At 58.8% G+C, this 17631-nt stretch carries 17 protein-coding genes; all 17 read right to left on the reverse strand.

Translation table 11 applies throughout. The annotated features are described in order from the left end of the window. Positions 1-2 precede the first annotated feature (2 nt). The 17 genes from fliG to pseF all read right to left on the reverse strand — a co-directional run bounded on the left by fliG (position 3) and on the right by pseF (position 17629). On the reverse strand, positions 3-1022 hold the full coding sequence (gene fliG, locus PSH65_RS23460) for a flagellar motor switch protein FliG (RefSeq protein WP_003184041.1): 1020 nt from the start codon (positions 1020-1022) through the stop codon (positions 3-5). Next, positions 1015-2802 (reverse strand): flagellar basal-body MS-ring/collar protein FliF, encoded by a 1788-nt coding sequence (gene fliF, locus PSH65_RS23465; RefSeq protein ID WP_305422650.1) that lies wholly within the window; start codon positions 2800-2802, stop codon positions 1015-1017. The genes fliG and fliF overlap by 8 nt, the downstream gene beginning before the upstream one ends. Before the next feature lie 15 nt (positions 2803-2817). Further along, a complete protein-coding gene (fliE, locus tag PSH65_RS23470; protein ID WP_305422651.1) occupies positions 2818-3147 on the reverse strand; it encodes a flagellar hook-basal body complex protein FliE in 330 nt (109 codons plus the stop codon). 180 nt (positions 3148-3327) lie between these two features. Further along, positions 3328-4713 (reverse strand): sigma-54-dependent response regulator transcription factor FleR, encoded by a 1386-nt coding sequence (gene fleR, locus PSH65_RS23475; protein ID WP_305422652.1) that lies wholly within the window; start codon positions 4711-4713, stop codon positions 3328-3330. A gap of 5 nt (positions 4714-4718) precedes the next feature. Further along, entirely contained in the window at positions 4719-5924 is a 1206-nt protein-coding gene (locus tag PSH65_RS23480; protein ID WP_305422653.1) for a PAS domain-containing sensor histidine kinase, read from the reverse strand. Between the two features lie 128 nt (positions 5925-6052). Next, positions 6053-7528, reverse strand: coding sequence for a sigma-54 dependent transcriptional regulator (locus tag PSH65_RS23485; RefSeq protein ID WP_305422655.1), 1476 nt, complete (start codon positions 7526-7528; stop codon positions 6053-6055). 168 nt (positions 7529-7696) lie between these two features. After that, the gene (locus PSH65_RS23490; protein WP_305422656.1) at positions 7697-7993 is read right to left on the reverse strand and encodes a flagellar protein FliT; all 297 of its coding nucleotides are present in this window, start codon (positions 7991-7993) and stop codon (positions 7697-7699) included. Between the two features lie 10 nt (positions 7994-8003). Next, positions 8004-8399, reverse strand: a complete 396-nt coding sequence (gene fliS / locus PSH65_RS23495; protein WP_305422657.1) for a flagellar export chaperone FliS — start codon at positions 8397-8399, stop codon at positions 8004-8006. 127 nt (positions 8400-8526) lie between these two features. Next, positions 8527-9927 (reverse strand): flagellar filament capping protein FliD, encoded by a 1401-nt coding sequence (fliD, locus tag PSH65_RS23500; protein ID WP_305422659.1) that lies wholly within the window; start codon positions 9925-9927, stop codon positions 8527-8529. Positions 9928-10010: 83 nt separating this feature from the next. Then, complete coding sequence (locus PSH65_RS23505) at positions 10011-10376, reverse strand: flagellar protein FlaG (protein WP_305422660.1); 366 nt, start codon at positions 10374-10376, stop codon at positions 10011-10013. A 72-nt stretch (positions 10377-10448) separates the two neighbouring features. Next, complete coding sequence (locus PSH65_RS23510; protein ID WP_305422662.1) at positions 10449-11303, reverse strand: flagellin domain-containing protein; 855 nt, start codon at positions 11301-11303, stop codon at positions 10449-10451. A 273-nt stretch (positions 11304-11576) separates the two neighbouring features. Further along, positions 11577-11846, reverse strand: a complete 270-nt coding sequence (locus PSH65_RS23515; RefSeq protein ID WP_305422664.1) for a hypothetical protein — start codon at positions 11844-11846, stop codon at positions 11577-11579. Next, positions 11843-13135 carry a motility associated factor glycosyltransferase family protein gene (locus PSH65_RS23520; RefSeq protein ID WP_305422665.1) on the reverse strand — a complete coding sequence of 431 codons (1293 nt, stop codon included), beginning with the start codon at positions 13133-13135 and terminating at the stop codon, positions 11843-11845. The genes PSH65_RS23515 and PSH65_RS23520 overlap by 4 nt, the downstream gene beginning before the upstream one ends. A 96-nt stretch (positions 13136-13231) precedes the next feature. Beyond that, on the reverse strand, positions 13232-14158 hold the full coding sequence (locus PSH65_RS23525; RefSeq protein WP_007894181.1) for a ketoacyl-ACP synthase III: 927 nt from the start codon (positions 14156-14158) through the stop codon (positions 13232-13234). A gap of 230 nt (positions 14159-14388) precedes the next feature. Next, positions 14389-15441 carry a pseudaminic acid synthase gene (gene pseI, locus PSH65_RS23530; RefSeq protein WP_305422667.1) on the reverse strand — a complete coding sequence of 351 codons (1053 nt, stop codon included), beginning with the start codon at positions 15439-15441 and terminating at the stop codon, positions 14389-14391. Beyond that, positions 15438-16937 carry a UDP-2,4-diacetamido-2,4,6-trideoxy-beta-L-altropyranose hydrolase gene (pseG, locus tag PSH65_RS23535; protein WP_305422668.1) on the reverse strand — a complete coding sequence of 500 codons (1500 nt, stop codon included), beginning with the start codon at positions 16935-16937 and terminating at the stop codon, positions 15438-15440. Before pseG ends, pseI begins: the two co-directional genes overlap by 4 nt. Next, positions 16934-17629: a pseudaminic acid cytidylyltransferase gene (gene pseF, locus PSH65_RS23540; protein WP_305422669.1), complete on the reverse strand. Its 696-nt coding sequence runs from the start codon at positions 17627-17629 to the stop codon at positions 16934-16936. Before pseF ends, pseG begins: the two co-directional genes overlap by 4 nt. Between the last annotated feature and the right edge of the window lie 2 nt (positions 17630-17631).

Consider the following 17631-nt stretch of genomic DNA (forward strand, 5'->3'; position numbering starts at 1 on the left):
CCTTAGATCATCTCTTCGCCGCCCTTCCCGCCGAGAACGATTTCTCCGGCTTCGGCCATACGGCGGGCAATGGTGAGGATTTCTTTCTGCGCGGTTTCCACGTCGCTGACGCGCACCGGGCCTTTGGCCTCGAGGTCGTCGCGCAACAGTTCGGCCGCCCGTTTGGACATGTTCTTGAAGATCTTCTCTTTGACGCCTTCGTCCGAACCCTTGAGCGCCAGTACCAGCACGTCGGAGGACACTTCGCGCAGCAACGCCTGAATGCCGCGGTCGTCGACATCGGACAGGTTGTTGAACACGAACATGAGGTCTTCGATCTGACCGGACAGGTCTTCGTCGACTTCGCGGATCGAGTCCATCAGCTGACCTTCGATCGAGCTGTCGAGGAAGTTCATGATGTCGGCCGCGCGCTTGATGCCACCCAGGGTGGTGCGCGAGGCATTCGAGTTGCCGGAGAACTGCTTCTCGAGAATCTGGTTGAGTTCTTTCAGGGCCGCCGGCTGCACGGTGTTCAACGAGGACACTCGCAGGATGATGTCCAACCGGACCTTGTGGTCGAAGTTGCCCAGCACTTCACCGGCCTGGTCCGGGTCGAGGTACGCCACCACGATTGCCTGGATCTGCGGGTGCTCGTAACGGATCACGTCGGCAACGGCGCGCGGCTCCATCCACTTCAGGCTGTCGAGGCCGCTGGTGTTGCCGCCCAGCAGGATCCGGTCGATCAGGCCGTTGGCCTTATCTTCGCCCAACGCCTGGGTGAGCATTTTGCGCACGTAGTCATCGGAGCCGACGCCCAGGCTGGTCTGGTCGCCGACGATGTCGACGAACTCACTCATGACCTGTTCGACCTGCTCGCGGTGCACGTTACCCATCTGGGCCATGGCCACGCCCACACGCTGAACCTCTTTGGGCCCCATGTGGCGCAGCACTTGCGCGGCATCCGTAGACCCCAGGGACAGCAGCAGGATAGCGGCTTTATCAACCCGGGACAGTTTGGCGACAGCGGCTCGGTTATCACTCATCTGCGTTAATCCACTCTTTCACGACCTGGGCCACGCGACCCGGATCTTCTGCCACCAGACTCTTGATTGCGTTCAATTGTGCGTCATAGCCTTCGCTTGGGCTCGGCAGCAGGATGCTGGTCGGGCCACCGAGGCTGACGCGATCGTTGGCCAGTTCGCCGTCCAGGCCACCCATGCCACCGAGTTCGACGTCGCTGCCCAGGCCTGCGAGTTGCTTGTCTTTGCCGCCACCGGTGATGTTGTTGAGCACCGGACGCAGCACGCCGAATACCAGCACCAGGATGAACAACACACCCAGCACTTGCTTGACGATGTCCCAAAACCACGGCTGGGAGTAGAACGGAATCTCGGCGATCGCTTCGCCGCGCTCGGCGGAGAACGGCATGTTGATCACACTGACGCTGTCGCCACGGCTGGCGTCGAAACCGACCGCGTCCTGTACCAGACGGGTGAAGCGCGCCAACTCATCGGCACTCCACGGCGCACGGGTGGTTTCGCCGTTGGCCGCGTTGACCTTGACCTGATCATCCACCACCACCGACACCGACAGGCGATTCAATCGACCCTGCTGTTGCTTGGTGTGGCTGATGGAACGGTCGAGTTCGAAGTTCTTGGTGGATTGTTGACGCTTGTCTGCCGGGTACGGTGCCAGCATCGGCTGGCCGGTGGCCGGGTCCATGATTTGCTGACCGTTGGCATCGAGCAATGGCTGACCTGGCTGCACCATGCCGGCCGACGCCGTGGCGCCACCCGTAGTTTGCGGCGCCGAGGCAGGCGATGGCGGCTGGTTGCTCAGCGCACCCGGCACACCTTGCGGGCCATTGCTGGCGGTGCGTTGTTCATTGACCGACTGCTCACTGCGCAACGCCGGCTGGTCCGGGTTGAACTGCTCGGAAGTCGACTCGACGGCACTGAAATCGACGTCCGCCGAGACTTCAGCTTTATAGCGATCGTTGCCCAACACCGGTTGCAGGATGTTGTGCACGCGCTGGGTCAGCATGCTTTCCATGCGACGGCTGTAATCGAACTGCTTGCCGGCCATGGTCAGTTCGGAGTTTTCCGCCTGATCCGACAGCAGGTTGCCCTTCTGGTCGACAACGGTGATCTGCGACTTGCTCAGTTCGGGAACGCTGGTCGCCACCAGATTGATGATAGCGACGACTTGGCCCGGCTCCAGCGAGCGACCGGAATAGAGTTCAACCAGAACAGAAGCGCTTGGCTTGCGTTCGTCACGCACGAACACCGAGCTTTTCGGAATCGCCAGGTGCACGCGGGCACCCTTGACGTTGTTCAGGCTGGAAATGGTTCGGGCCAGTTCGCCTTCGAGGCCGCGCCGATAACGGGTCGCTTCCATGAACTGGCTGGTACCCAGCCCCTGCTCCTTGTCGAGGATCTCGAAACCGATGTTGCCATCGCTGGGAGTGACACCAGCGCCCGCGAGCTTGAGCCGTGCACGGGACAGGTCATCGGCCTTGACCAGCAAGGCACCGGAGTTCGGTTCGACGGTGTAGGGGATATCGGCGGCGGCCAGGGTTTCCATGACCTGCTTGGCGTCCAGGCCGGCAAGGCTGCCGTACAGAGGTCGGTAGTCCGGCTGCTGGGACCACAACACCACGGCAAAACCAATCGCCACGCTCGCTGCCAGGCCGACCAACAGGCCCACCTGACGCAACATGGTCATCTCGGAGAGGTTTTCCAGGAAAGACAACCCGAACAGCGGCGGTTTGCCGTCTATTGGAGTGGCCTTGGCCGGAACATTATCGGCGATTGCTTCTGCCATGACTCAATCTCGTCCTTAAACCGGCATCTGCATGATGTCTTGGTATGCCTGAACCAGCTTGTTACGCACTTGGGTCAACGCCTGAAAAGACACGCTGGCCTTCTGTGAGGAAATCATCACGTCCGTCAGGTCGACGCCGCTTTTACCGATCTCGAAAGCACTGGCCAACTGACTGGACGCCTGCTGGGTGTCGTTCACTTTATTGACGGCCTGACCGAGCATGTCGGAAAAGCTGCTGCCACCCAATTCAGGAACTGCGGCAGTCGATTTCGGCACAGACATCGCATCCATTTGCATGGAGCGCATATCCAGCATCAACCGATTGAATTCAATACCTTGGCTCATGGTTTCTCTCTTTGACGAAGCTACGTCTTTGGCTACCCGCAATTTTTTGACACTCACTCGGCGGGTAGTGAGGTGTTAGCAACAAGGGTGCCAGCTCTGTGGCCACTCTGAACAAAAGCCAATTCCGGGCTTCGCTCAACCACGAACCCACATTTGGATCGGTGTTGCTTGCGTCAACTTTCAGGTGGCGAACAAGTACGCTTCCACATCCATTCCGGCGTCGCGCATCTGCGCCAGCTTGTAGCGCAAGGTGCGCGGGCTGATACCCAGCCGCTCGGCGGCTTCTTTGCGACGGCCGCGCTCAGAGCGCAAAGTGTCGATGATCATCTGGAATTCACGGCGCCGCAGGTCATCGCCGAGGGCGCCCGCCGATTCGGCTTCGACTTCCACAGAACGTGTGGGCGTCAGCGCCAATGTCGGTAACGGCGCACACGCCACAGGCCCGGCCAGGCAAAAATCCTGCGGCTGGATCAATCCGCCCTGCTGCAGAATCAAGGCACGCTGGATCGCGTTATCCAGTTCACGCACGTTACCCGGCCACGGATAACCGATCAGGCACGCCTGCGCCTCAGGCGAGAGCTTCGCAGCGGCATGCTTCATTTTATTGACGTGTTTGGCCAGCAGTCGCTCAGCCAGCGGCAGGATGTCGGCGGTGCGCTCGCGCAGCGGACGCCAGGCCAGCGGGAACACCGACAGGCGATAGTAAAGGTCTTCACGAAAACGCCCCGCCGCCACTTCAGCGGCCAGGTCACGGTTGGTGGTGGCGACCACCCGGATGTCCAGCGTGATCGCCTTGCGTGCGCCGACTCGCTCGACTTCACGCTCCTGCAATACCCGCAGTAATTTGGCTTGAAGGCCGAGGGGCATTTCGGAGATTTCATCGAGCAGGATCGTCCCGCCATCGGCCTGCTCGAACTTGCCGGCCTGCGCCGCAATGGCGCCGGTGAATGATCCCTTTTCGTGACCGAACAAGGTAGCCTCGAGCATGTTGTCCGGGATTGCTGCGCAGTTGATCGCAATGAATGGCTGACTGGCGCGATGGGAGTGCTGATGGATGTAACGTGCCAGCACTTCCTTGCCGGTCCCGGACTCACCGGAGATCAGCACCGTGGAGTCACTGCGCGCCACCCGTGCTGCCAATTCCAGCAATTGCGCACTCGCCGGCTCGAACGCCACAGGCCCCTCGCTCTCGGTCGCGCCGAGATTGCCCAGTGCGTGACGCGCCACCAGATCGAGCAAGGCTTTGGGCTCGAACGGCTTGACCAGATAATCCGCCGCACCCTGACGCATGGCGTCGACCGCGCGCTCGACCGCACCGTGAGCGGTCATCAGCAGCACCGGCAGCTGGGGCTGACGAGTCCGCAGCAATCCCAGCAGTTGATGACCATCCATGCCCGGCATGTTGACGTCACTGAGCACCAGGTTAAACACCTCGGCACCGACAGCCTCCAGCGCCTCTTCCGCTGAACCGACCGCCGTGTAATCGTGCCCGGCAAGCAATAGCGTATCGGCCAATGCTTCCCGTAGCGCGCGGTCATCCTCGACCAGTAAAACCTTGATGGCCATGTCCTTCACTTCACTCCCTGAGCGCTAGGCTGTTCACCAGAAAAAAGCGGCAAGATCACCTGCGCGCAAGTGCCGCGCCCCGGCCGCGAACGCAACTGCAATTCTCCCTGATGAGCACGGGCGACTGCCTTGACCACGGTCAGGCCCAGGCCGGTGCCGGTGGTTTTAGTGGTGAAAAACGGCTCGCCCAGTCGCGCCAGTACCTTCGTGTCGATGCCACTGCCGCTGTCGCTGACACACAAGCGCAAATTATTGCCGCGGGTATACAGGTGAACCTTCAAACGGACATCGCCGGCACTTGCCTGAATGGCGTTCTCGATCAAATTGAGGATCGCCCCGACCAGCGTGTCGCGATTGCACAGCAACTCACCGACATGACTGTCGCACTGCCAGCGAATCGGCAGATCCTGAACGTGGGTCAGCGCTGCCGCTTGCAGCGACTGCATCAGCATCTTGGGAGTAACGCGGTCAGTCAGCGGCAGCTCGCCGCGAGCGAACACCAGCATGTCGCGAACCTGGTGTTCCAGCTCATGCAAACGCTCTTTCAGGCGCCCGGCAAAACGCTGTTGCGTGGCGACTGGCAACTCCTGCTCAGCCAAATGACTGGCATAGAGCAATGCAGCGGACAACGGCGTGCGAATCTGATGAGCCAACGACGCAACCATGCGACCGAGAGACGACAGGCGCTCATGACGAGCCAGTTGATCTTGCAGGTGACGGGTTTCAGTCAGGTCGTTGAGCAACACCAACTGACCAGGTTCGGCATCCAGCGAGCGCGTGGCGATCGACAGGCGCCGACCGTCCTTGAGAGAGATTTCGTGACCGTCGTCTTCGCGCGGCGCAAAGCATCGCGCAATGACCTGCCGCCACAGCTCGCCTTCGAGGGGCAAGCCGAGCAGCTCACATGCGGCGGGATTGGCTTCACGGACGATGCCTTGGGCGTCGATGACGATGACGCCGCCAGGCAACAGATCGAGGAGATTTTGCAGACGGTTGGCCAGGCGTTCTTTTTCCGCCAACTCCTGCATGCGTTGAGCACTGACCACCGCCAGCTCGCCCTTGAGCTCGGTGACCCGGGCTTCGAGCATGCTGTAGGAATCAGTCAATTGGCTCGACATCTGGTTGAACAGCGCAAACGCCTGCTCAAGGCCAAGCCGGCTTGCCTGCTCTACGGACGACGGTTGCCCCGAAGCATCTGGGACAGGAGACATCTGGGCGGCTGGGGGCATCGTGCTCTCTCGCGTGGTTGACCGTCAGTTAAACGGAACGTTGCGAGGGATGTAGCAATACCCGTGCCTAAAAAAAACCGCCTATAAATGAAGGAGTTGAAAAACAGGCGTCAATCATCCGCCTGTTCATCACCGTCACGACGACTCATGCCGTACTTGCGCATCTTCTCCACCAGCGTGGTGCGACGAATCCGCAGCCGTTCTGCCGCCCGCGCCACGATGCCATTGGCGTCATCCAGCGCCTGCTGAATCAGCCCTTGCTCCAGACCGCCGAGGTAGTCCTTCAGGTCCAGGCCTTCCGGCGGCAACAGGGCATTGGCGGTGAAGTCCGGGGTATGACCGTTGATGGCCACCCGCTCTTCAAGATCGCTGCGCAAGCTGTCAACCATCTGCTCGTCTTCGTCATCGACGTAGCGGAATTTCTTCGGCAACTCGACCACGCCGATCACCCCGTACGGGTGCATGATCGCCATGCGCTCCACCAGGTTGGCGAGCTCGCGAACGTTGCCCGGCCAGCCATGACGACACAGCGACATGATCGCCGCCGAATTGAAACGGATCGAACCGCGCTTCTCGTGCTCCATGCGCGAGATCAACTCGTTCATCAGCAGCGGGATATCTTCGACGCGTTCGCGCAATGGCGCCATCTCGATCGGGAACACGTTCAAGCGATAGTAGAGGTCTTCGCGGAAAGTGCCGATCTCGATCATGCTTTCGAGATTCTTGTGGGTCGCCGCAATGATCCGCACATCGACGCTTTGGGTCTTGTTGCTGCCCACGCGTTCGAAGGTGCGCTCCTGCAAGACGCGCAGCAGCTTGACCTGCATCGGCAGTGGCATGTCGCCGATTTCGTCGAGGAACAGCGTACCGCCGTTGGCCAGCTCGAAACGCCCGGCACGGCTGGTGATCGCCCCGGTGAAAGCACCCTTCTCGTGGCCGAACAATTCGCTTTCCAGCAGCTCGGCCGGAATCGCCCCGCAGTTGACCGGAACGAACGGCGCGTCACGACGCTTGGAGTGGTAGTGCAGATTGCGCGCGACCACTTCCTTGCCGGTTCCGGATTCACCGAGGATCAACACGCTGGCGTCGGTGTCGGCGACTTGCTGCATCATCTGACGGACGTGTTGAATCGCCCGGCTGGTGCCGACGAGGCTGCGGAAAAGATTGGGTTCACGGTGACGACCGCGCTCACGGGCCTGGTCGTACATCTCGCGATAGACCTGGGCACGGTGCAGCGAATCGAGCAATTTACTGTAGCTGGGTGGCATTTCGAGGGTCGAAAGCACTCGGCGACGCTGGTCTTCCGGCAAGTCAATGGAAGAATTATCGCCCATTAACAAAACTGGAAGGAACTCATCCCAGGTTGAGAGTGTCTTTAACAGGCCCAAAAGTGCACCAGGAGCATTTACCGTCCCGATGAGGACACAGATTACTTCACGACTTGATGACAAAGAGCCGACCGCCTGCTGCCAGTCATGGCTGCCACAGGGTAAATTTTCTTCGCCGAGAAAATTTAAAATCACCGCCAAATCGCGGCGGCGGACGCTATCGTCATCAATCAGCAGAATTTTGGTTTCACGCCACATGCAATAGCAACTTCCCTAGTCAACTCAATGCCCAAAATGAGGGGCAAGCTAGACGCTTGCAGACACGTTATGCCTGTAGACGCCTGAAATCTGGAACCAGCCACTAGTTAAGTCAAAAAACCGTGCACAGTCAAATTTATGGCGCACTATGTTTGGATTAACTGGGGGTTAACCAAACAGATGGTAAACCTTTGCCGCGCTCTGCGCTTGGTGGATCTGCGACATCTCGTCGACTATCGCCTGGCGCTCCCCCGTCGCCGCCTCCAGAAGCTGTTTATACACCCCCAGCAACTCCTCAAGGTTGTCGCGCAACGCGGCCTCGTCCACCGAAGCTTCACTCAAGACGTCTTCCATGCAGGAACGGCAAGCCAGGTCCAATTCACCAATGGCTTCCCAGTTGCGCTCGGCCAATGCCCCGACGAGGGCATCGCGGGTTTGTTCGATTCGCCGCAAGACAAGACTCATGGTGATCTCCTTAAAACTGCGGACCCGGCTCGGCGATAGCATCCCAACCGTCCTTGACCGTGCGAAGCAGGTCGGCGACTTCATCGAGAATCGTAGCGTCGTTGCGGATGTTGGCGTCCGTCAGGCGCTTAATCATATAGACATACAGATTGTCCAGCTTACCGATCGTTTCGGCCGAATTCTCACGATCCAGACCCTCACGCAAGCCGCCGATAATGCCAATGGCCTTACCGATTGCCAGGCCCTTGTTGGCGATTTCCTTGCGCTCCATCGCGCCTTTTGCCTGGGCGATGCGATCCAGACCGCCTTCCATCAACATCTGCACCAGACGATGGGGACTAGCTTCGGAAGTCTGGGCCTGAGCACCGATCTTCTGATACTGCCGAAGGGCTAACATCGGGTTCATGCTGTACCTCGTCACAACTCAAAAGTTTGTATATTCAGGGTATCGACGTCGCGTCAAAAAACTTTAGGCCAAAGAAAAAAAGCCCGACACGCTTGAGAAAGCTGCCGGGCTTTTGTCACTCTGAATATTATGAATTATTTTTTTGGGCGTTCATCGCCTCAAACATCGACGTGATATTGGCCGCTGTCGCTTTGAGCTGGCCTACCAGGGTGTCCATCGCGTTGTACTTTTTGGTCAGAGCCTCGGTCAACGAAGCGATCCGCGAGTCCAGAGCAGCTTGCTGGTTGGACAGAGAGGTCGTTACGCTATTGAGACTTTTCGTGCGTTTGTCCAGCAGACCATCGGTTGTAACGTAAGGATCAACCGCTGCCTTCATACGCGCCAGCAAACCAGTATCACCGGAAAACAGCGACTGGATTTCACCGCCCAGCTTTTTATCGTCCATCGCCGCGGTGAACTTGGTAGAGCTGAACTCCAGCGTACCGTCGGCCTGCACGGTGTTGATACCCAATTGCGACAGCACCGAAAGCTGACTGGTGGAGCCCGCCGGTACAGTTACCAACTCATTGCGTATGGCCGACAGCAACGCACGCGCAGAAGCATCACCGGTCAACGGAGCGGTCACCGTCAGGTTGCCATCAGAATCCTTGGTGGTCTTGGTCAGCGTGTTAACGGTCTTGACCAGAGTGTTGTAGGCGTCGACGAACGTCTGTAACGACGTCTTCAGCCCGCTGGTGTTGGTCGCCACAGTGACGGTCGATGTACCAGGCGCAACCAGGGTGAAGCTCAAACCGCTGACAGCGCTGTCAACTTTGTTGGACTTGCTGGTCATGCTCATGCCATCGACCGTGAAGGCCGCGTCGACAGCCAGCGCAGAAACATAGCCACCACTGCCGGCCGTCATTGGCTGAGTACCATCGACCGTCAGCTCGGCGATCCCGCTGACAACGATATCCGAGCCCGCGCCGGTGGTGGTCGAGCCGATAACCATACGCGATCCACTGCCATCGTTGACAATGTTGGCAGTGATACCGCTCGCTTGCAGCTTGGTGTTTATTGCATCCCGAACGGTCTGCAACGTGGAGTTGGCAGGCACATCAACGGTGTAATCAGTGCCATTTTGACTGATGGTCAGCGTACCAGTCGGAATAGCACTGCTTGCCCCCCCGGCAAAAGTAGCCGTGGCGACTTTGGAACTGGTGGCCAGCTTATCTACAACGACCTGGTAGTTACCGGTAACGGCGGTGTTGTCCGACGTCGCGGTGACGAATTTGGTCTCGGACGAGGTCGCAGCAAAACCCAGAAAGGCTGGCGTGGTCGTGCTGTTGAGGTTATTCATTGCAGTCTGATAGGCCTGCAACGCGGACTTCAACTGCCCGATTGCGGAAATCGAAGCCGTGTTGGCGGTCACCTGCTTGGTGATCTGGTTCTGCTTCGGTTCTTTATCAGCAGCCACCAGCGCCTTGACTATCGCTGCCGTATCGATACCGGAACCCAGACCAACGCCTGGTAGAATTACACTTGCCATCTGCTTCTCCCTTTCAGTGTGTCGCCGGCCTTTTGACCACTACAACGCCCAAAAGAACATAGCAACAAGTTTCATGCCAGTTGTCAGACTTTAGCGCTGAACAACAGACTGCTCGCATCATTCAAACTGTTGGCCAGCTTCAGGACTTCTTCGTTGGGGATCTGACGAACCACTTCACCGGAGTCACTGGCAATCACTTTGACCACTACTTTTCCTGAAGCCTCGTCGATCGAGAACTCCAGATTGCGCTTGACCGACTGAACAAACTTTTCAATTTCCTGGACGGCCATTTTCAGTTGGTCCTGTTCGGTTCCAGCGTCTTTCTTTTCATCCTTGACCGGCGCCACGGCAGCAGCATCGGCTCGAGGCTTTTCCGCTGGTGTATCAGCAACAATCGTCGCTGGCTTCGCAGCCGGATAAGACAAGTTCAGCTTCACGCTCATATCCATGTCCATCACCCCTTAAAGTAAAAAGCGAGAGAGCACGACCAGCGCACTCCCCCGCCAAAACTCAACCAGCTATTACTGAAGCAGTTTCAGTACAGCGGATGGCAGTTGGTTGGCCTGAGCCAGAACTGCGGTGGAAGCTTGTTGCAGAGTTTGCTGCTTGGTCAACTGAGCGGTTTCTGCTGCGAAGTCGGTATCCTGGATACGACCTTGAGCGGCAGTGGAGTTCTCAGCCATGTTCTGCAGGTTGTTGGTGGTGGACTGGAAGCGGTTTTGTACAGCACCCAGGTCAGCACGAGTATCGTTGATGGTCTGCAGGGCGGTGTCGATTGCGTCGATTGCGGCCAGGGAAGCAGTGTGCGCGGCAGCGTCGGTGGTGCCGGAGATTGCGATGGTGCCGGTATCAACACCCAGAGCACTTGCAGCGAAGCTGCTGCTCATTACAACGCTGATCTGCTGGTCTGCACCAGTCATTGCGCCAACCTGGAACTGCATGGTACCGGCCGAGCCGTCCAGCAAGTGCTTGTTGGTGCCGAAAGTGGTGGAAGTAGCGATACGAGTCAGCTCGTCGGACTTCGCTGCGAATTCCTTGTTCAGAGCGGCACGTTCAGAGGTGCTGTTCGAGTCGTTCGTGGCTTGCAGAGCCAGTTCACGCATACGCTGCAGAATGTTGGTCGATTCAGCCAGTGCGCCTTCAGCGGTCTGAGTGATCGAAACACCGTCGTTGGCGTTTTTGATCGCTACGGCAGAACCGGTGATCATGGTTTGCAGTTTAGTAGCGATCTGCATGCCAGCGGCGTCGTCTTTAGCGCTGTTGATACGCAGGCCGGAAGACAGGCGAGTCATCGAAGTGCTCAGCGCGTCGGAAGCACGGTTCAGGTTCTTCTGAACGGTCAGCGAAGTGGTGTTGGTGTTTACAGTTAAAGCCATGACGAAATCCTCGTTGGTTGGGTACTGCGGCTTCCGGCCCTGGCAACCGCCGGGTGTGGCCTAGAGAACCTTCGTAATAGTTATCGTCGGGTTTGGGTGTTGCTTGAGGGGATTTTTGAAAAAATTTGCCATCACACTGCCATCCCCAGATAAACCAAGGGCTAGCGGGCAAACGGGATGAAAAAATGACGTCAGAAAAGCACCGCAGACTGTGACATGGCTCACTGTTGCGGCGCTAAAGGAGGGAGGGGAAGCAGAATCGACAGTTCTTGTTTAGCGCTCTTCAACTCTTTTCAACAACGCGACCACTTCATACTCCAGATAGTCGGCCAGACTCAACCAGTCCTGGCGCTCCTGACAGTCGAGCATGGTCATGAGCGTCTGCGCCCATTGCTGTTGCACCGGGGCTTGCGCCCCATCGAACGTCGACATGCATTGGCCGAACAATTCGACCATCGCCACGGCCCCCTCGACATCCCGCCCAAGTCGAAACAAAGAGGCGCACTGTTCGGCGCCGGAAATAAACGCGATGGCCTGACTCATTGCACAAACTCTGAATTGAAAGCGGTGCCGACGATCATGGCGCCCGCCCGGCTGCTGTTGAAGAAACGCACCTGAGGGTGGCCAGCGATGTAGCGCTCCACCTCGCACAGATAGCTGCGGAAGTTGAGCTGCGTCTTGATGCGCTGCCCATTGCCATCGAGCACCCAATGCCTGGCAACTTTCAATTGAGGCCCCAGATCGCCGTCCTTCCAGCCGGCGTGGGTCTTGTTCATCGGGAAGGCAAAGTCGGCCCCGAACAGGGTAATGCAGGTGCTGCCCATCTTGACCGCCAGGTCGATTGCCGGATGAATCACGCTGCCGCCGACAAACAACTCGGCCCGCGGAATCTGCTGGCGCACCTGGGTGTAGATTGGACTGGCGGAATAGCCGACATAACGAGTGCCCTGCCAAGCTTCAAGCACTGAGCGATCGGTCATCGGAAAGTAGACCAACCGGGTACCGGCCGAGTCTTGCGCAGGTAAATGACATGCGGTGATTTTCACATCGAGAGTGACTACCACATCAGGTTTGATGCCTTGCTCCAACAAAGGTCGATAGGCGGTGTCGACGCAAATAAACAAGGGCCTTGGGGTTTGTTCGTGGATTTCCCGCAATTGTTGAAAGTGTTGCTCCAGGCTAGGCCCTGTCGCGATGACATAGATATCCCGACCCAATTGGGTCGCAAACAACTCGGCGACGTCTCGATCACTTCGCAGCAAAGGAAGACTGACTTGCAAACGTTCGATGATCTGCGGATCGTCGGGGCGGAACTCACGATTGTTGAAGCTCAAATGTATTTCGCTGATCAAGCGGTCACGGATCTTCGCATTGAAGTCATCGGCCAGCACCAGTTCAGCCGGCAACGCGAAGAACGGCAGCTGAATTTCCGCCCGATCGCCGGCATACAACAGCTCGACTCGCGGATCGCTGAGCCACTGCTGTTGATCGAGCAGTTGCAGCACCAGCGCAAACACCGCGCCGTTGAGGATGTGTACGTATAAACGCTCAAGCCCGGCGCGCTGCAGTAGCTCTATCTGCAGATCGCCAAGCCCGGTGCCGTAGACATGCACCACCGGACTATCGATGGGCAGGCTATCGGCCTGAAGCCCGGCCTCGCGGGTACGGTCGTGGCGACTGGTCAGCTGGATGCCGTTGATGCTCAACGTCGAGCCCAGGCCTTCGACCAGATCGGCCTGCAACAGGCTCGCGTCTTCAACCAGCAAGCGCGCAGACAGCAGCGGCCAGCGGCGCTGCATGACCTCGGCGTTGCGCTCAAAGAACTCACTCATGGAGCCTCGCTTTTCATTCAGGCAAAAAAATAGCGTTCAAGGTTACACCTTGAACGCTTTTTTTTGCCTGGCTTTCTTTGACTGAAGAGCCGAGATTCAAGGGCGATAGATGATCGCCGAACCCCATGACAATCCAACACCGAAACCACTCAGCGCAACGCGCTTCCACTTCGAATCCAGCACGTGTTTTTCCAGCAGCAACGGAATGCTCGACGATACGGTATTACCGGTTTCGACCATGTCCTTGATGAACTTCTCAGGCTCACCCTCGAACCGCCGCGCCACGGCGTCGACAATGGCTGCACTGCCCTGGTGAATGCAGAAGGCATCGATATCGTCAGCCGTCAGCCCCGAGTCAGCGAGCAACTCATGCAAATGCGCCGGCACTTTGAGCAGCGCGAAGTTGAAGACCTGACGGCCGTTCATGAAGAACACCCCGTCGGAAACCTTCAGGTGCGGCGCGCCGGAACCGTCGGTGCCGAACTTGGCCTTGCCCAACTGCCAGGGGGCGTCTTCGCCCATCCAGGTGGCGGTGGCGGCATCGCCGAAAAGCATGGTGGTGTTGCGGTCTTCTGGATCGACGATCTTGGAGTACGGATCGGCGGTCACCAGCAAGCCATTCTTCAGGCCCGCGGCTTCCATGAAACCCTTGATGGCGTAGATGCCATAGACGTAACCGGAGCAGCCCAGGGAAATATCGAACGCAGCCACGGTCGTCGGCAGGCCCAGTTTGTCCTGAACGATGGCGGCGGTGTGTGGCAGACCTTCTTCGTCACCGTTCTGGGTCACGACGATCAGCACGTCGATGGCTTCACGCTTCAATTCTGGATTGTTGGCGAACAGCGCGTTGACTGCTTCGACACACAGGTCCGAAGTTTCTTGCCCTGCATCTTTACGCGGCAGGAAAGCCGAACCGATCTTGCCCAGGATGAACTCTTCATCCTTTTCGAATTTTGCACCTTGTGCGTAATTGTCCACGCCGGCTACAGGAACGTAGCTCGCAATGCTCTTTATGCCAATCATTACGGCTTCCCAATAATAAACAGCCCAATACCACCGCTCGCAAGGATTCGAGGGGCGCCGACAAACAACAAATAACGTCGCCCTCAACGGGGTGACAGCGGGAAGAATAAAAGGCCATCACTGGGCTAAAAACAGTCCAGGCGCCATCTGCCCCTTTTTATACAATACAGTGAAGATGCGCGTTATGACTCGCAGGTCACGCTATTTTGCCGAATCAACCTCACAAGCGGTTATTCGACCAGCGGCCAGTCCAGCGGCGTTCCGCGCTTGATGGCCTGGCGGGCGCGGCGGCCCAGAAGGGTTTCAGCGTGTTTGGGGGCGAGCCCCAGGCCAGGCCGGATGGCTCGCAGATTGGCGACGGTGAACGGCTCACCGGCGGCCATGTCCTCAGTGACGTACAGCGAACGACGGTAGACCAGAGACTTGCGCTCGGCCTCGGTCACGCCGTAATGCACCTGGCCCATCGCCTGCCAGGCGCGTTCGGTTTCGATCACCAGGCTGGCAAGTTCAGCCGGTTCCAGGGAGAAACTGGCGTCCACCCCACCGGCGGCACGGTCGAGGGTGAAGTGTTTTTCCACCACCGTCGCCCCCAGCGCTACCGCGGCGACGGACACTCCAACGCCCATCGAATGATCGGACAAACCGACTTCACAGCCAAACAGCTCCCGCAGATGAGGGATGGTGCGCACATTGCTGTTGGCGGGCGTCGCCGGGTACGTGCTGGTGCACTTGAGCAACACCAGGTCCTTGCAACCGGCCTCACGGGCGGCGCGCACGGTTTCGTCGAGCTCGGCAATGCTGGCCATGCCGGTGGAGATGATCAGCGGCTTGCCGGTGGCAGCGACCCGCCGGATCAACGGCAGATCGGTGTTCTCGAAACTGGCGATCTTGTAGGCCGGCACGTCCAGGCTTTCGAGGAAGTCCACCGCGGTGTCATCGAATGGAGTGGAGAACGCCAGCATGCCCAGCTCTTTGGCCCGGGCGAAGATCGGCGCGTGCCATTCCCACGGCGTATGGGCCTTCTCGTACAGCGCGTACAGCGAAGAACCGGCCCATAGGCTGTTGGGGTCCTTGATGAAGAACTCGCCTTCGGACAGGTCCAGCGTCATGGTCTCGGCGGTATAGGTTTGCAGCTTCAAGGCGTGCGCGCCGGCCTTGGCTGCGGCTTCGACGATTTGCAGCGCCACGTCCAGCGACTGGTTATGGTTGCCGCTCATCTCGGCAATGATGAACGGCGGCGCATCGGCACCGATCGAGCGGTTGCCGATCTTGAAACGGGTCATGGGTGATCCTTTAAAACGCGTGTGAACGCACAAGCACTCTGAGTGAAACCTGCCTCGCGGAAAACTTTCAGCGACGCCTGGTTGGCGGGCAACACCTGAGCGGTGATGGCTTGCAATGACGGCCAGTAATCGGTGACAAAGGCTTCGCCCCGCGCCAGCAGCGCCCTGCCCCAACCCAAGCCAATTCGGCTTTCGAACAAATAAATCGAGACTTCGGCCCGAGTACCGTCAAGGTCATAGCGCAACACACCGACCGGGCCATCATCCGCCTCGGCAATCAACAGCAGTCGCTGGGGGTTACTCAGGCTCGCAGCCAGCCAGGTCAGATGCCGCTGCCAATCGATGACGTGGCTGTCCAGCGACCAGCGCCGCACTGCCTCGGCATTACGCCCCTCAAACAACAATTGCGCATCATCCTGAGTGGCCTGACGAACCTGCAACACCGCCCCCGCCAGCGCCGCCGCCACCCGCAGCGCGCCACGGCCATCGACCAACTGCCGCGAGCGTTCAGCCAGGCTCTGGCGAAGCCCCTGATTGCCCACAACAAAACCGATGGCCTGGCGCAACTGCTCGACACTGACGTGCTCGCGATTGCCCAGGAACACATGAACACCCGAGGTCGCCATCACCTCACCGTTGGCCTGCTGATTATTCGAGACCGCAATGCAGATCGTCGGCAGCCCCATGGCCGCCCGCTCCCAGCTGGTACCGCCGCCGGCACCGATGAACAGGTCGGCCTCGGTCATCAGCCGGTAAAAATCGCTGACAAAACTGTGCAGGCGCCAGTTCGGGCGATAGTCCACCAGCCCCTGCATCTGCTCCCAGGCCGGGTTGTCGGCACCCGCCACGAAATCGACTTCCAGCTCATGGAGGTCCGCCAGCGCCAACATCGCGTGATGGGTCTGCATGGCCGCATCGAAGCCGCCGAAATTCACCAGCACTCGCCTGGCCCGAGGTTTGATCTCGATTGCCGGGCAGCAGAACTCATCGCGCAGCAAGGCAAACCGCGGGCCGAGCAGGGTCTGGCAATCGGGCGTCAGCCGTGAGGCATAAGCTTCTGGGGTGCCCGATAGATTTTGATTGAGCAGCAGATCGACGCAGTACTGCCGAGTGGCCAGATCGTCCACCGCAGCGATTCGTGGAGCCCAGCGGCGTGCGGCGGTCTGCCAGTGATGATCGAGACCATAGTGGTCGACGATGATCCAGTCGAAAGCCGGATGCCCTTCCAATGCTTGTTCCAGCGCAGCAATGTCCGCCTGCCACGGCAGCATCGACTCGATGGCCTGCTGCGGGTCTTCATCGGGATAGCGCTCCGGCAGCGCGAACGTCTCGAAATCCTCAGCCTGCAGACTGTCCAGCCGATGCCCCGGCAACTGACGACACGCGAAGGCAACGTGCGTGCCCTGCTTGCGTAACACCCTGGCCAGGGTCAGGCAGCGGGCGATATGGCCACTGCCTATGGTCGGCGATGCATCAGCGCGGATCAGTACCCTCATTGCAGCTCACCTCCAGCCTTCAAGGCGGCATAAAGGTATTCGGCACGCGTCCAGTCCTCAAGCGTGTCGATGTCCTGCACCAAATGACGCGGCAGAATCACCGGCAGGCTTGCCGGCGAGAACAGCACATCGCCACGCAACCAGGCTTCGCTACGCCCCCAATAGAACTGGCCTGCATCTTGAAAAGCGTCGGGCAAGTCCTGGGAACGGGTCTCGCGAAATTCCGGGTAGAGCGAGGTCAAGGCACCCTGCTCGTTGAGGGTCAAGGCCCGTTGAACCGGAAAACCAAAACCGGTGACTGAAAACGCGAAAGATTTGTCCGGGTGCTGCACCAGCAATTCATGCCCCTGACGCAGATAACGCGCCTGCAACAATGGCGCGGTCGCGTAGACGCAGCAGGCATAGTCGAACGGTGGCAATTGCTTCAAGGCATGCACGATCACCGCTGCAGTACCGGTGAAATCGTCGGCCAGCGCCACGGGCCGCATGAACGGCACTTGAGCCCCATTGGCCCGTGCAACCTCGGCGATCTCTTCATCGTCGGTACTGACGATCACTTGGTCGAACAGGTTCGATTCCAGCGCCGTGCGAATCGAGCGGACGATCATCGGCACGCCGTCGAACGGCTTGAGGTTCTTGCGCGGGATTCGCTTGCTGCCACCACGGGCCGGAATGATCGCAACACAACTCAAGA

This window comes from Pseudomonas sp. FP603 (assembly GCF_030687415.1).
Classification (GTDB): domain Bacteria; phylum Pseudomonadota; class Gammaproteobacteria; order Pseudomonadales; family Pseudomonadaceae; genus Aquipseudomonas; species Aquipseudomonas wuhanensis.